The 14,175-nt window shown below is 70.6% G+C and carries 13 protein-coding genes; 2 read left to right on the forward strand and 11 right to left on the reverse strand.

Annotation, left to right across the window (positions count from 1 at the left end):
* Positions 1-2: 2 nt before the first annotated feature.
* On the reverse strand, positions 3-1,214 hold the full coding sequence (locus tag ACIRHA_RS22010; RefSeq protein ID WP_403848211.1) for a glycoside hydrolase family 10 protein: 1,212 nt from the start codon (positions 1,212-1,214) through the stop codon (positions 3-5).
* A gap of 175 nt (positions 1,215-1,389) precedes the next feature.
* On the opposite strand from ACIRHA_RS22010, the gene ACIRHA_RS22015 reads away from it, so the two are divergent.
* On the forward strand, positions 1,390-2,250 hold the full coding sequence (locus tag ACIRHA_RS22015) for a 3-hydroxybutyryl-CoA dehydrogenase (RefSeq protein ID WP_403848214.1): 861 nt from the start codon (positions 1,390-1,392) through the stop codon (positions 2,248-2,250).
* 183 nt (positions 2,251-2,433) lie between these two features.
* Complete coding sequence (locus ACIRHA_RS22020; protein ID WP_403848217.1) at positions 2,434-2,691, forward strand: hypothetical protein; 258 nt, start codon at positions 2,434-2,436, stop codon at positions 2,689-2,691.
* Positions 2,692-2,703: 12 nt separating this feature from the next.
* On the opposite strand, the gene ACIRHA_RS22025 is transcribed toward ACIRHA_RS22020, so the two are convergent.
* From ACIRHA_RS22025 to infC, 10 genes are all read right to left on the reverse strand, one after another.
* Positions 2,704-3,234 carry an NUDIX hydrolase gene (locus tag ACIRHA_RS22025; protein WP_266721602.1) on the reverse strand — a complete coding sequence of 177 codons (531 nt, stop codon included), beginning with the start codon at positions 3,232-3,234 and terminating at the stop codon, positions 2,704-2,706.
* Between the two features lie 72 nt (positions 3,235-3,306).
* A complete protein-coding gene (locus ACIRHA_RS22030) occupies positions 3,307-4,647 on the reverse strand; it encodes a transcriptional regulator (protein ID WP_403848221.1) in 1,341 nt (446 codons plus the stop codon).
* 309 nt (positions 4,648-4,956) lie between these two features.
* Entirely contained in the window at positions 4,957-6,042 is a 1,086-nt protein-coding gene (locus ACIRHA_RS22035) for a PP2C family protein-serine/threonine phosphatase (protein WP_403848224.1), read from the reverse strand.
* Between the two features lie 189 nt (positions 6,043-6,231).
* Complete coding sequence (gene pheT / locus ACIRHA_RS22040) at positions 6,232-8,733, reverse strand: phenylalanine--tRNA ligase subunit beta (protein WP_403848227.1); 2,502 nt, start codon at positions 8,731-8,733, stop codon at positions 6,232-6,234.
* Positions 8,733-9,863, reverse strand: coding sequence for a phenylalanine--tRNA ligase subunit alpha (pheS, locus tag ACIRHA_RS22045; protein ID WP_403848230.1), 1,131 nt, complete (start codon positions 9,861-9,863; stop codon positions 8,733-8,735). Before pheS ends, pheT begins: the two co-directional genes overlap by 1 nt.
* A 151-nt stretch (positions 9,864-10,014) precedes the next feature.
* Entirely contained in the window at positions 10,015-11,130 is a 1,116-nt protein-coding gene (locus ACIRHA_RS22050) for an ATP-binding protein (protein WP_403848233.1), read from the reverse strand.
* A 46-nt stretch (positions 11,131-11,176) separates the two neighbouring features.
* Complete coding sequence (locus tag ACIRHA_RS22055; protein WP_403848236.1) at positions 11,177-12,019, reverse strand: TrmH family RNA methyltransferase; 843 nt, start codon at positions 12,017-12,019, stop codon at positions 11,177-11,179.
* A gap of 315 nt (positions 12,020-12,334) precedes the next feature.
* Positions 12,335-12,718, reverse strand: a complete 384-nt coding sequence (gene rplT, locus ACIRHA_RS22060; RefSeq protein WP_072484442.1) for a 50S ribosomal protein L20 — start codon at positions 12,716-12,718, stop codon at positions 12,335-12,337.
* Between the two features lie 99 nt (positions 12,719-12,817).
* Positions 12,818-13,012 carry a 50S ribosomal protein L35 gene (gene rpmI, locus ACIRHA_RS22065; RefSeq protein WP_266721587.1) on the reverse strand — a complete coding sequence of 65 codons (195 nt, stop codon included), beginning with the start codon at positions 13,010-13,012 and terminating at the stop codon, positions 12,818-12,820.
* Between the two features lie 122 nt (positions 13,013-13,134).
* The gene (infC, locus tag ACIRHA_RS22070; protein ID WP_403848240.1) at positions 13,135-13,839 is read right to left on the reverse strand and encodes a translation initiation factor IF-3; all 705 of its coding nucleotides are present in this window, start codon (positions 13,837-13,839) and stop codon (positions 13,135-13,137) included.
* Between the last annotated feature and the right edge of the window lie 336 nt (positions 13,840-14,175).

The following is a 14,175-nucleotide window of genomic DNA, read 5'->3' on the forward strand; positions in this document are numbered from 1 at the left end:
CCTCAGGGCGTGTAGTGGTCCGCCACCACACGGGCCATCGCGCCGTTCCTGTCCTGCCCGACCTCCTTGGCCGAGAAGAAGACGTGCCCGCGCACCTCCGGGAAGCGGTCCGCGAACGTGAGGTGCCGGGACAGTTCGGCAGGGTCCTGCCAGGCGGCGGGCTGCGCCGGATCGCCCGCCTTGTAGAGGGCCTCGCCCACGTAGAGCCGCACACCCGTGCCGTGCACGACACCGGCCCACCACGGCACGAGCTTGGCGTAGTCGGCGGCGGTGAACCCGATGTTCCAGTACACCTGCGGGCAGATGTAGTCGATCCACCGCTCGCGCACCCACTTACGGGTGTCCGCGTGCAGGTCGTCGTAGGTCTGCACGCCTGCCGTGGTGTCCGAGCCGAGCCGATCGGTGGCCTTGTTGCGCCACACTCCGAACGGGCTGATGCCGAACTTCGTCCGAGGCCTGGTCTTCTTGATGCGCGCCGCCATCTCCGTGATCAGCCAGTCGATGTTGTGGCGCCGCCAGGCCGCCCGGTCCGGGAAGTCGCCGCCGTACGTGGCGTAGGCCGCGTCGTCGTCAAAGGTCTGGCCCGCGACGGGATACGGGTAGAAGTAGTCGTCGAAGTGCACGGCGTCCACGGGGTACTTCTCGACCGCGTCCAGCATCGCGTCCACGACGAAGCGGCGGACCTCCGGCAGGCCGGGATTGTAGTAGAGCTTGCCGCCATAGGTGACGACCCAATCGGGGTGCAGCCGCGCCGGATGCGTCGGGATCAGCCGGCTGGGGTCCGTGTGGTTGGCGATCCGGTACGGGTTGCACCAGGCGTGCAGTTCCAGGCCGCGCGCGTGCGCCTCGGCCACCGCCGTGCCGAGCGGGTCCCAGCCGGGGTCCTGCCCCTGCGTTCCGGTGAGGACGGCGGACCACGGTTCGTGATCGGAAGGCCACAGGGCGTCGGCGGTCGGCCGGATCTGGAAGATCACGGTGTTGAGCCGTCGGCGAACGGCCGTGTCCAGGTGTGCGATCAGTTCGGCGCGCTGCTCGGCGGCGCTCAGGCCCGCCCGCGAGGGCCAGTCCCGGTTCGCCACCGTGGCCAGCCACATGCCCCGCAACTCCCGCCGCACCGGCACCGAGGCGACGGCGTCCGCCGCCGTCAGGGCGGTCAGCGCGAGAGCCGCCCCGAGCGTGAAACCGCGCCGCGACATACGTGAGATACGTCCCATAGGTTCCCCCCAAACACATGTGACACGGTGTTGACCGCATGAACAGGCGTTAACCCGGGCTCCACCTCACCCATGTCTACGGGGTAACGTGCGGATCCGGAAGCCCCCGGGAAGACACTGTGCCTGGCATCGGTGAGCCCGGAAGAAGAGCGAAAGGCACGAGGTGACGGACCCCTTGAGTGACATCCAACGCGTCGGCGTGGTGGGCTGCGGCCAGATGGGCGCCGGGATCGCGGAGGTCTGCGCCCGTGCGGGACTCGATGTGAAGGTGGCCGAGACCACTGGCGAGGCCCTGGAGTACGGGCGCACGCGACTGCTCAGCTCCCTCGCGAAGGCGGCCTCACGCGGAAAGATCACCGAGGAGGAGCTGGCCGAGACGCAGGAGCGCCTCACCTTCACCACGGACCTCGGGGAGTTCTCCGACCGCGACCTCGTCATCGAGGCGGTCGTCGAGAACGAGCAGGTGAAGACGGAGATCTTCCAGGTCCTCGACCAGGTCGTGACCCGGTCCGACGCGATCCTCGCCTCGAACACCTCCTCCATCCCGCTGGTGAAGCTGGCCGTGGCGACGTCCCGCCCGGACCACGTGGTCGGCATCCACTTCTTCAACCCGGCGCCGGTGCAGAAGCTCGTCGAGCTGATCCCCGCGCTCACCACCTCCGAGGGCACGATCAGCCGCGCCCAGGTCATGGTGGAGAAGATCCTCGGCAAGCACGCCATCCGCGCCCAGGACCGCTCGGGCTTCGTGGTGAACGCACTGCTGGTGCCGTACCTGCTCTCCTCCATCCGGATGTTCGAGTCGGGCATCGCCAGCCGCGAGGACATCGACAACGGCATGGAGCTCGGCTGCGCCCACCCGATGGGCCCGCTCAAGCTGGCCGACCTGATCGGCCTGGACACCATCGTCTCCATCGCGGACTCGATGTACGACGAGTACAAGGAGCCGCTGTACGCCGCTCCCCCGCTGCTGCAGCGGATGGTCGACGCGGGCCGGCTCGGCCGCAAGAGCGGTTCGGGCTTCTACACCTACGCCTGACCACGCTGCGTGACGCCCGAATGGGCCCGGTGTTCTTTCGAGCACCGGGCCCATCGCGTTCGCACGGGGAGCGCGCGGGTGACCCGCATATGCCGTTCGCACACGCTCCCTCCGCGCCCACCAGGCGAGTTGACTTCTGGTACGCACATCAAGGGATGTGCGCCCATGGAAGGGAGCCAACTCGTGACCACCGACCCGGAGAATCCCGTGGTCCCGGAAGAACTCGCTGAGTTACGACGGGTCTTCGAGGTCCAACTGGCCCGCATCGACGGTCAACTGGCGCTGCACACACACCGCGACGACCAGACCGTCAAGGATCAGGACGACCTCGGCACCCGGCTCAGCGCGCTCGAGAACACTCGCTGGCCGCTGCCCACGGTGGCCGCGCTGACCTCGGTCTGCGCACTGGCCGTCGTGGTGTGGCAGGCACTCGGCCACTAGCCCCGAAGGGCGCTAGCCGAGGCTGTGGTGGTGCAGGAGAAGTAGTGCGGCCGCCATGTTGGCGGCCGGGACCTCTCCGCGAGCGATCATGTCGGGGACGAGTTTGAGCGGGACCCATTCCCTGCGGTCCGACTCGAAATCGTCCTGGGGGTGGCCGATGTACGTTCCCTCGTCGGTCCAGTAGATGTGGTGCCGGGCGTCGGTCAGGCCGTTGGACGGTTCGACGCTCATCAGGTGCCGCAGCGGTCCCGGCCGCCAGCCGGTCTCCTCCTCCAGTTCCCTCGCCGCCGCGTACGCGATGTCCTCGCCGTCCTCGACGACACCCGCGGCGAGTTCCCAGCCCCAGCTGTCGGTGATGAAGCGGTGCCGCCACAGCAGGAGCACTTCGTGCGCCTCGTTGACGATCGTGGCCACGGCCACGGCGCGCAGGCGTATCACGAAGTGGTCGAGGTGCCGACCGTCCGGCAGAGCGACGTCTGCCAGGTTGACGCTGAACCATCGGTTTGCATACACAGTTTGTTCGTTCTGTTTCGTCCACTGCACGGTTCTGCCACCTTCCGCCGAGTTGCTGGCAATATCGCAGCAGTGGCGTTCGCGGGCTCCCCGCGCAAAGGCTCACAGTGGTACGCGCAGCGCTCCATCGATGAGTTCGGCGGCCTCGGCCGTACCTGCGCATCCGCTGCGCACCAGGTGCTCGCGGACGGCCCGGAGTCTGTCGCGAAGGCGCTGAGACTCCATGCCCCGAGCGGTCTCGGCCATTTCCACGGCGGTGGCCACGGCCTGCTCCGCGTTCCCCTGTCTGAGCTGGATCTGGCTGAGCACGGCGAGCCGGTGCACACGCCCCCGATCGTGCGCCGGGGTGTGCACCGCCTCCTGCGCGTGCTCCTTGGCGGCGGCGTAGTCCCCGAGGCTCAACAGGGCCTCCGCCACCTGTACGTTGACGAATCCAGGCTGCACGTAACCGGTCTCGTCCGGCTCGTGCCCACGCCGGATGCGATCGGCGGCGGACTCCGCACGCCGGATGCACTCCAGGGCGCTCGTACCGTCACCGAGGTGTGCGTACGCCTTCGCCTGCATCGCGTACAGATCCGACGCGAGCGCGGGCGAGATGTGCCGCCCGGCGGCGCGCAGCGCGGCCTCCGCGAAGGCGACCGCCTGCCGGTGATCGCGCATGTGCAGCGACTGGTTGACGAGCAGCGCGATGACATACGCCCCAAGTCCCCTGTCGGCACTGGCCTTCGCGAGCCGCAGCGCCTGATGGAAGTAGCGCTGCGCGAGTCCGTGTGCGTCCGAGTCGTACGCGCAGATGCCCGCGATGGCCACCAGGCCGCCGGTGGCGCGGTGCAGTTGGCGCCCGGTGTCGTCCGTGTAGCTGCCGCGCAGCAGTGGCGCCGCCTCGGTGTTGAGGAAGCCGACGATGCGGCTGCGCGTCGCGATGCCGCCCGCCTTGCGGTACATCTGCTCGTAGTGGGCGCGGGCCGAGCGCATCATCTCCAGGTCGGCGACGCTGACCGGGTGGCGGCCGCCGCGCGAGACGTCGGTGTCCTCGGGCGGGTTCTCCCACTCCCACACCGGCATCACGGCCGGGGTGCCGGTGACGGCGGGCGCGTCCAGGATGTGCCGGCGCTGCTGCTGGTCGGAGCGCCACAGAGCGGTGGCCCGCTCCACGAAGCCGGACAGCGTCGTCACATGCGCGGCGGCCGGCTCGCAGGAGACGCCGAGGCCGATGTCGTCGAGGGTGACGTGCCGGTGCAGCCGTGCCGCCAGTACCTCGCAGATCAGATCGGGCACCTGGCCGCGCGGCCGCTGGCCCTTCAGCCAGCGGGCGACCGCGGTGTGTTCGTAGCGGAGGGCCAGGCCGCGCGCCTTGCCCTCCTGATTCACATGGGCCGCGAGTCCCGCATGGGAGATCCCGGCCTCGTCGAGAATCGCGTCGAGCAGGGTGTTGGGCTGCATCGAGAGCCTCCGTTGCCCGCCATTGGCTCGGTGGCGCCAGCCTAGTCGAGCCGCGTTCACACGGGGTGTGATCGGAATGCCCAAGTCCGTGGCGTGTGCGCGCTGTTGTGGCGGATTGGGACCCGGTTGACTGAATTGCCTCGCAAGAGGCCGGCCGGGCCGCCGGCTCCCCCTCGTACAGCGCGGCGGCCCGAAACCCGTGTCGTCCGCCCGCTCGCCTGCCCGACCCACTCCGCGACGGGCGGACGACGCGGCCCCGGCCTCGTACGGTCGTGAACGGTCGGCGTGCGGTCGTGAACAGGCGGGATTTCAGAGCACCTTGTGGGCCGTGCGCACGGCGGACCCGGAGTGCTGGGCGGGCACCCGGCTCCGGTCGTTGCGCAGCACGAGCAGCGCGGCGTCGTCGTCGAGCGGGCCGCCGGCGTGGCACAGGAGCCGACTGTAGACGGCGTGGATGACGGCCTGGGGCGTGATCGGGCCCCGGCGCACCGCCCCGTCGAGCGTGGACCGCAGCGGGAAGAACCGGCCGTGGTGGTCGCGGGCGTCCTCGAGGCCGTCGGTGTGCAGCAGCAGCCCCTCGCCGGGCCGGATCCGCCCGCAGCGCACAGGGGGCAGCTCGGCGGGCAGCGGGAACGGGCCGAGCGGAGGCATCGGATCGCCGCCGCTCATCGGCTCCACGCAGCACTCGGCGCCGGGGCGCAGCAGATACGGCCAGGGGTGGCCGCAGTTGAGGGCGTGCACCGCGCCGTCCTGCCGGATCTCCAGGAGCAGCAGCGTCACGAACTCCTCGGAGAGGGGGTGCTCCGGCTCCCCGCCGCCGGCGGAGGGGTGCTCGTAGCGGGCGCGCTGGCGCAGGTAGCGGGCGTGCGCGCGCTCCAACCTCCGTAACACAGGGCCGAGTTCGTCCTCGTCGTGCGCGGCCTCGCGGAAGCTGCCGAGGACGGCGCCAACGGTGCCGAGCGCGGCGATCCCGTGCCCACGTACGTCGCCCATGACCACACGGACGCCGTGATCGGTGGCGACGACGTCGTACAGATCGCCGCCGACGCTGGCGCCGCGGTCCGCGGAGAGCTGTCCCGCGGCGAGCGCAAGCCCGTCGAGCCGGGGCGGCAGCGGGCGCAGCAGCGCGGACTGCGCGGCGTCCGCGACGGCCCGCGCCTCGCTCAACTCCCGCATCAGGGTGTGGCGTACACGCAATATCAGCCCGGTGCCGACGGCGAAGAACACGGCGCCGGTCGCGATCCGCGCACCCGGCCCGTCCAACTGCGCGAGCGGACAGACGATTTTGTACGTCATCGCGACCGCGCCCCACGCGGTCGGCAGCCCCAGCATCAACATACGCCGGGAGCGCCTGGGTTCGAGTCCGGTGGGTGCCCTGGTCTTGATACGAATCATGCCGACGGCTCCCTAGGCCCACTGCAGCGCGCTCGCCGGTCGGCCCGGCGGCCGCAATGATTCTGTCGACCGCCTGCCCGCTCGGGGCCGGATCATCGAGAATCCTCACTCGAATGAGTGAGGGGTGCACCCGGTCTCCCGGATGCACCCCTCACGTGCGGCTACGCGCGCTGTCACGCGCCGGCGTTGTTACGCGCCGCGCAGCACCGCGCCCGTGCGCTCGGCGGCGAGCGCCACCGCGGCGTCGCGCGCGGCCGACGCCTCGTCGGCCTTCAGCGTGCGGTCACCGGCCCGGAAGCCCAGCGCGTAGGCGAGCGACTTCTTGTCGTCGCCGAGCTGCTCCGCGTTCTCGTAGACGTCGAACAGGCGGATGGACTCGAGGAGTTCACCGGCGCCCTCGCGCAGCGCCTGCTCGACCTCGGCGGCCGGCACCGTCCTGTCCACGATCAGCGCGACGTCCTGCGTGGCGACGGGGAACGTGGAGATCCGCGGCGCCTCGAGCGGTCCGGTGCCGGCCTGCTCCAGGGCGTCGAGGTCCAGCTCCATCGCGCAGGTGCGCTCGGGCAGGTTCAGCGCCTTGACGACGCGCGGGTGCAGCTCACCGGCGTGGCCGATCAGCTGGTCGCCCGCGTACAGGGCGGCGCAGCGGCCCGGGTGCCACGGCTCGTGCCGGTCGGCGCGGACGGTCAGCTCCGCGTGCGCCTCGCGGGCGAGGATGCGCGCGGCCTCGATGGCGTCGGCCCAGTCGGCCGGGCGGCCCTTGCCCCACCAGCCGGCCTGCTCGCGGGCGCCCGCGAGGACGACGGCGGCACGGCGCGGCTGCGCGGGCAGCGCGGCGTTCAGGCCGGCGATCTCCTCGTCGGTCGGACGGCGGTCGACGGGGAGCCGGACCGGGGCGATCTCCTCGCCGGTCGGCCGGAACACCAGACCGGTCTCGAAGAGCGCCAGGTCGTGGCTGCCCCGGCCGTCGTTGCGGCGCAGCGCCGAGAGCAGCCCGGGCAGCAACGTCGTACGGAGCGCGGGCTCCTCGTCGTTGAGCGGGTTGATCAGCTTGACGACCTTGCGGCGGGCGTCGTCCGCCGCCAGGCCGAGCTGGTCGAAGACGCCTTCGCCCAGGAACGGGTAGTTGAGCGCCTCGACGTACCCGGCGCCGGCCAGGGCGCGCCCGACGCGGCGGTGCAGGCGCTGCCGCGCGGTCAGGCCGCGGCCCGCCGGGGGCTTCGGCAGCGTGGAGGGCAGGTTCTCGTAGCCCTCCAGGCGGATGACCTCTTCGGCGAGGTCGTTCGGGTCCACGAGGTCGGGGCGCCAGGACGGCACGGTGACCGTCAGGACGTCCTGACCGTACGCGTCGCAGCCGACCGCCTGGAGGCGGCGCACCACGGTCTCGCGGCCGTACGCCACGCCCGCCACCTTGTCCGGGTGGTCGGCCGGGACGGTGATGGTGTGCGGCCCGGACGGGGCGACGACCTCGGTGACGCCGGGCTCCGCCTTGCCGCCCGCGAGCAGCGCGAGCAGGTCGACGGCGCGCTGGGCGGCGGCCGACGCGGCCTGCGGGTCGACGCCGCGCTCGAAGCGCTTGGACGCCTCGGAGGACAGCTTGTGGCGGCGCGCGGTGCGGGCGATGGAGACGGCGTCGAAGTGCGCGGCCTCGATGACGACATCGGTGGTACCGGTGTCCTCCGCGTGATCCGCGATCTCCGTGTTGGCGCCGCCCATCACACCGGCGAGGCCGATGGGGCCGCGGTCGTCCGTGATGACCAGGTCCTCGGCGTCCAGCTTGCGCTTGGTGCCGTCGAGGGTGACGAGCTGCTCACCCTGCTCGGCGCGGCGGACGCCGATCGCGCCCTGGACCAGAGAGCGGTCGTAGGCGTGCAGCGGCTGGCCGAGCTCCATCATCACGTAGTTCGTGACGTCGACCGCGAGCGAGATCGGGCGCATGCCGACCTTCTGCAGGCGGCGCTGCAGCCAGATCGGCGAGCGGGCCTCGGGGGACAGGCCGCCGATCGTGCGCGCGGTGAAGCGGTCGCAGCCGCGGCGGTCGGTGATCCGCACCGGGTAGCCGTCGGCGTTCGGCGTCGGCACGTCGAGGAGGGCCGGGTCGCGCAGCGGCAGACCGTAGGCGATGGCGGCCTCGCGGGCGACGCCGCGGATGGACAGGCAGTCGCCGCGGTTGGCGGTCACCGCGATGTCCAGCACCTCGTCGACCAGTTCGAGCAGCTCGATGGCGTCGGTGCCGACCTCGTGCTCCGGCGGCAGCACGATGATGCCGCCGCTGCCGTCGTCGCCCATGCCCAGCTCGTCGCCGGAGCAGATCATGCCGTGCGAGGTCTTGCCGTACGTCTTGCGCGCGGCGATCGCGAAGTCGCCGGGCAGCACGGCGCCCGGCAGGACCACGACGACCTTGTCGCCGACGGCGAAGTTCCGGGCGCCGCAGACGATCTCCTGCGGCTCACCGGTGCCGTTGGCCTGCCCGACATTGACGGTGCAGAAGCGGATGGGCTTCTTGAAGCCCTCCAGCTCCTCGATGGTCAGCACCTGACCGACGACGAGGGGGCCCTTGAGGCCTGCGCCGAGCTGCTCGACCGTCTCGACCTCGAGGCCTGCGGAGACGAGCTTGGCCTGCACGTCGCGGCCGGTCTCGGTGGCGGGGAGGTCGACGTACTCCCGCAGCCAGGAAAGCGGGATACGCATCAGATCTCCATCCCGAAGGGCCGGGTGAACCGGACGTCACCCTCGACCATGTCTCGCATGTCTTCGACGTTGTGGCGGAACATCAGCATCCGTTCGATGCCGAACCCGAAGGCGAATCCGCTGTACTTCTCGGGGTCCACACCACAGGCGACGAGCACCTTCGGGTTGACCATGCCGCAGCCGCCCAGCTCGATCCAGCCCTCGGACGAGCAGGTGCGGCACGGGCGGTCGGCGTTGCCGACGGACTCGCCGCGGCACACGTAGCAGACCATGTCCATCTCGGCGGACGGCTCGGTGAACGGGAAGAAGTTCGGGCGCAGCCGCGTCTTCATGCCGGGGCCGAACAGCGCCTGGACCATGTGGTCGAGGGTGCCCTTGAGGTCCGCCATGGTCAGGCCCTCGTCGATGGCGAGCAGCTCGACCTGGTTGAAGACGGGGGTGTGCGTGGCGTCCAGCTCGTCGGCGCGGTACACGCGGCCGGGGCAGATCACGTAGACCGGGGGCTCGCGGTCGAGCATCGAGCGGATCTGCACGGGCGAGGTGTGCGTGCGCAGCACGAGACCCGCGTCGTCCGCCCCCTGGGTCGCCTGGGCACCCTCGACGAAGAAGGTGTCCTGAGTACCGCGGGCGGGGTGGTCAGGGCCGATGTTCAGCGCGTCGAAGTTGAACCACTCGGCCTCGATCTCCGGGCCCTCGGCGACCTCGTAGCCCATGGCCACGAAGACGTCCTCGATGCGCTCGGAGAGCGTGGTCAGCGGGTGCCGGGCGCCGGTCTGCGCGCGGTCGTGGGGCAGCGTGACGTCCACGGCCTCCTCGACCAGGACGCGGGCGTCGCGCTCGGCCTCCAGCTCGGCCTGGCGGGCGGCGAGGCCCCGGCCGACGGCGGCGCGGGCCTGCCCGACGAGCTTGCCCGCCGCGGCCTTGGCCTGCGGCGGCAGCGCGCCGATCTCGCGGTTGGCGAGCGACAGCGGCGAGGTGCCGCCGGCGTGCGCGGTCTTGGCCTCCGCAAGCGCTTCGAGCGAGTCCGCGGCGGCGAAGGCGGCGAGCGCCTCCGCCTGCACGCGCTCGATCTCTTCCGGTTTCAGTGCCTCGACCTCGACAGGGTCGTACGACTTGTTCGGTGCCGACATCTCTTCCCGTGCTTCCGATTGGCGTGGCTGATGGTCCCGCAGACGCGTTCGACGGCCGTCGAGTGGCGGGGACGCAAACGTGCCAAAGGACGAGTCTAACGGGGGTGAGGTGGGTGTTCCGCCCGTGGTGCCTGCGCTCGTCCGCTGGGGATCAGCTGGTGAGATACGCCGGCGTCGCCACGGGCAACGTAAATCGGAACTCGGCGCCGCCACCGGGCGCCCGGCCGACGGTGATCGTCCCGCCGTGGGCCTCGACGATGCCCTTGACGATGTAGAGCCCGAGGCCCGTCCCGCCGCGCTTGCTGCCCCGCCAGAAGCGGGTGAAGACGCGGTTCATGGACTCCTCCGGGATGCCGGGGCCCTCGTCGGACACGGTGACCGATGTGCCGGTGGGCGTGGTGGGCTCTACGTCAATGGTGACGGTTCCCTCGCCGTGGCGCACGGCGTTTTCCAGCAGGTTGCTCAGGACCTGGTCGACCTTGTCCGGGTCGGCCCACGGGTCGGGCAGCGGATGCTTGACGCGCAGCAGGAACCGGTCGGCCGACTGGCCCGCGGCGACGTGCGCCTGGATGTGCCGGGAGACGGCGGCCGCGACGTCGACGGGCTGGCGCCGCAGTTCGAGCCGGCCGGAGTCGATCCGGGAGATGTCGAGCAGCTCGGTGATCAGCCGCGTGACGCGGTTGGCGTCGGCGTCGACCGTCTCCAGCATCAGCCGCTTCTGCTCGTCCGTGAACCGCTCCCACTTGGCGAGCAGCGTCGCGGTGAAGCCCTTGACCGAGGTCAGCGGGGAGCGCAGCTCGTGGGCGACGGTGGCGATCAGCTCGGCGTGGCTCCGTTCGGTACGCCGCCGGGCCTCGGTGTCCCGGAGCGACACGACGACGCGGCGCACCGGGCCCGTCGGCCGGATCCGTACGTAACGCGCGGTGACCAGGACCTCCCGGCCGCCGGGCAGTAACAGGTTCCGCTCGGGCTGCCCGACCCTCGTCGCGAGCCCGCCGTACGGGTCGGTGAGCTGCCACCAGCGCCGGCCTTCGAGGTCCTCCAGCGGAAGGACGCGCTCGAGCGGGGCGTCCAGGGCGGTGTCCGCCCGGACCGCGGTGACGCGCTCCGCGGCGGCGTTGAAGCAGATGACGCGGCCCTGCTCGTCCGCGACGACGAGTCCGTCGGGCAGGTCGTCGGGGTGGATACCGAGAGCGGCGAGCTCGTCGGGCCCGGCCGCGTCGGGACCGGCCAGTCCCCGCGAGCCGCTGCCATTGACGACACTCATCTCCCGCGCTCCCCCTCCCGGCGGTCGATCCGGAAAAGTCACCCTACTAGTCGGCAGTGACGGAGCGGCACCCTCCGGGGGCACGCTGCGCACGCGCGGAGGCGTACAGGCACACGGCGGCGGCCGTCGCGAGGTTGAGGCTCTCGGCCTTGCCGTGGATGGGCACGCGCACGACGGCGTCGGCGAGTGCGCGGGTCTCCTCCGGCAGGCCCCAGGCCTCGTTGCCGAACACCCAGGCGGTCGCGGCGCCCATGGTCCCCTGGTCCAGCTCGCCGTCGAGGTCGTCCTCGCCCGCTCCGTCGGCGGCGAGGATCCGCACGCCCGCCTCCTTGAGCCCGGCGACGGCCTCCTCGACGGGTACGCCGACGGCGACGGGCAGATGGAACAGGGATCCGACAGAAGCCCGCACGGCCTTGGGGTTATACAGATCCACGGAGGCGTCGGTCAGCACGACGGCCTCGGCGCCGGCGGCATCGGCGCAGCGGAGCACGGTCCCGGCGTTCCCGGGGTCGCGCACATGCGCGAGGACGGCGACGAGCTTGGGCCGCGCGGCGAGGATCTCCTCGAACGGTGTGTCCAGGAACCGGCACACGCCCACGAGGCCCTGCGGGGTGACGGTGGTGGAGATGTCACCGATGACGTCCTCTTCGGCGAGGTGCACACGGGCGCCCGCGTCCCTGGCCTCCCCGACGATGTCGGCGTAGCGCTCGGCGGCGTCGACGGTCGCGAACATCTCGACGAGCCCGCCGTGCGCGGCGGCCTCCCGCACGGCCTGCGGCCCCTCGGCGAGGAACAGCCGCTCCTTCCCCCGGAAGTTCCGCTTGGCGAGCCGCCGCGCGGCGACCACGCGGGGCGACTTGGAGGAGATCAACTCGGGCGTTGCGACCATGCGCCTAACTTTCGGGAGGGTGACGGGCTTGGGGCCTGATCAATGGTTGCGCTGCACCGTGCCGACTCGCCGCACCGGGGCCTGCGCCCAACGTCCTGGTTGCGCCGCACCGGGGTGCCGCCTTGCCCACCCTGCCGCCCAAGGCGGCAGATTGCCCATGGCGGCGGGGCACATTCAAGCCCCGCCGGCGATTGAGGCGCGGGGTCCGGGGCAGAGCCCCGCGCGGTGCGGCATGCGATGACGGCCCCGAACAACGTGGGACCCGCAAGCCAACCGGCTTGCGGGTCCCACGTCACATGCAGCTCAGCGGAGCGTTCACGCAGCCTTGGGCGCGTTGACGTCCGACGGCAGCGCCTTCTGCGCGACCTCGACGAGCGCGGCGAACGCGTTGCTGTCGTTCACGGCCAGCTCGGCCAGGATCTTGCGGTCCACCTCGATGTTGGCGGCCTTCAGACCCTGGATGAGGCGGTTGTACGTCATGCCGTTCTGGCGGGCAGCGGCGTTGATGCGCTGGATCCACAGCTGACGGAAGTCGCCCTTGCGCTTCTTGCGGTCGTTGTAGTTGTAGACCAGGGAGTGGGTGACCTGCTCCTTGGCCTTGCGGTACAGACGCGAACGCTGACCGCGGTAGCCGCTGGCCTGCTCGAGGATCGCCCGACGCTTCTTGTGCGCGTTCACCGCGCGCTTGACGCGTGCCACTGTTAACTCCTTGTAGCGGGGCCGGGGTTGTTGTCACCCGGCCCAAATTCGAATGGGTCCCGGTCTAGCCGACGTACAGGGCGTGGAAACGCCCGTACATCACTTGCCGAGAAGCTTCTTGATCTTCGCGGCGTCGCCCGGGGCCATCTCGGCGTTGCCGGTGAGGCGACGCGTCACGCGGGACGACTTGTGCTCGAGCAGGTGGCGCTTGCCGGCGCGCTCGCGCATGACCTTGCCGGAGCCGGTGATCTTGAAGCGCTTGCTGGCACCGCTGTGCGACTTGTTCTTCGGCATAGCGCCGTTCTCTCCTCGTCAGTGGCATTCCCAGCCGGTTCGTGCAGGGCGCGAACCGGCCGTGGTGGAACGTCAGTTGTGTCAGTTGGTATCCGTGACGCACAGGCTGTGCGCCGCACGGATCATGCCTCGGCCGGAGCCTCGACGGGGGTCTCGGCGGCCTCGGCGGTCTCGTCGAGCTCGACCTCGTCGTCCTCGCCCTCAGCCGCGTTCTGCGACTTGCCCGGGTTGGCCTTGGCGTCGGCCTTGCGGGCGGCCTGCGCCTCGCGGGCCTCGGCCATCGCCTCGGTCTTCTTCTTGTGCGGACCGAGGACCATGATCATGTTTCGGCCGTCCTGCTTCGGGTTCGACTCGATGAACCCGAGGTCCTGGACGTCGTTCGCGAGCCGCTGCAGCAGCCGGAAGCCGAGCTCCGGACGGGACTGCTCGCGACCACGGAACATGATCGTGATCTTGACCTTGTCGCCCTGCTTGAGGAACCGGACGACGTGACCCTTCTTGGTGTCATAGTCGTGCGGGTCGATCTTCGGCCGGAGCTTCATCTCCTTGATGACCGTGTGCGCCTGGTTCTTGCGCGCCTCACGGGCCTTCATGGCCGACTCGTACTTGAACTTCCCGTAGTCCATGAGCTTGCATACGGGCGGACGGGCGTTCGCCGCCACCTCGACCAGGTCGAGGTCGTACTCCTGAGCAAGCTCAAGGGCCTTGGCAAGCGGAACAATCCCGACCTGCTCGCCGCTTGGACCGACAAGTCGCACTTCGGGAACGCGAATCCGGTCGTTGATGCGGGGCTCGGCGCTGATGGATCCTCCTCGGTAGCACCACACGACGGCCTGGCGGACCGCCGCGTACGTTTGTGACGTAAGTACCAACCGCGCCGAAACACAGAAAATGCCCCGGACGGTACACAGGCGGGGCTCCAAGGAATACCGGAGCACCACCACGGTGAACCGCGGGGCGCAGACTCGGACGGCTCCGTCGTCCGTACGGAACGACGGGGACCGTCTGACCGGTGACCCACCGCCCTGGTCGGACGGTCAGGTGGGAGATCGGAGCCTCCACTTGTGGGCCGGTCACGTCATCCGCGAGAACATCGAGGACGTGTGTCCGGCCGGTCGTTACACAAGGTTAGCAGGACTTGGGGGGTGCGCCCAATCGGGTGC

Source organism: Streptomyces sp. NPDC102360 (assembly GCF_044766085.1).
GTDB lineage: Bacteria > Actinomycetota > Actinomycetes > Streptomycetales > Streptomycetaceae > Streptomyces.

What these genes read in the sequence shown, in the direction of transcription:
- ACIRHA_RS22010 (WP_403848211.1), bottom strand. Translation starts at nt 1,214, where the DNA reads ATGGGACGTATCTCACGTATGTCGCGGCGCGGTTTCACGCTCGGGGCG.
- ACIRHA_RS22030 (WP_403848221.1), bottom strand. Translation starts at nt 4,647, where the DNA reads ATGCAGCCCAACACCCTGCTCGACGCGATTCTCGACGAGGCCGGGATC.
- ACIRHA_RS22035 (WP_403848224.1), bottom strand. Translation starts at nt 6,042, where the DNA reads ATGATTCGTATCAAGACCAGGGCACCCACCGGACTCGAACCCAGGCGC.
- pheT (WP_403848227.1), bottom strand. Translation starts at nt 8,733, where the DNA reads ATGCGTATCCCGCTTTCCTGGCTGCGGGAGTACGTCGACCTCCCCGCC.
- pheS (WP_403848230.1), bottom strand. Translation starts at nt 9,863, where the DNA reads ATGTCGGCACCGAACAAGTCGTACGACCCTGTCGAGGTCGAGGCACTG.
- ACIRHA_RS22050 (WP_403848233.1), bottom strand. Translation starts at nt 11,130, where the DNA reads ATGAGTGTCGTCAATGGCAGCGGCTCGCGGGGACTGGCCGGTCCCGAC.
- ACIRHA_RS22055 (WP_403848236.1), bottom strand. Translation starts at nt 12,019, where the DNA reads ATGGTCGCAACGCCCGAGTTGATCTCCTCCAAGTCGCCCCGCGTGGTC.
- rpmI (WP_266721587.1), bottom strand. Translation starts at nt 13,012, where the DNA reads ATGCCGAAGAACAAGTCGCACAGCGGTGCCAGCAAGCGCTTCAAGATC.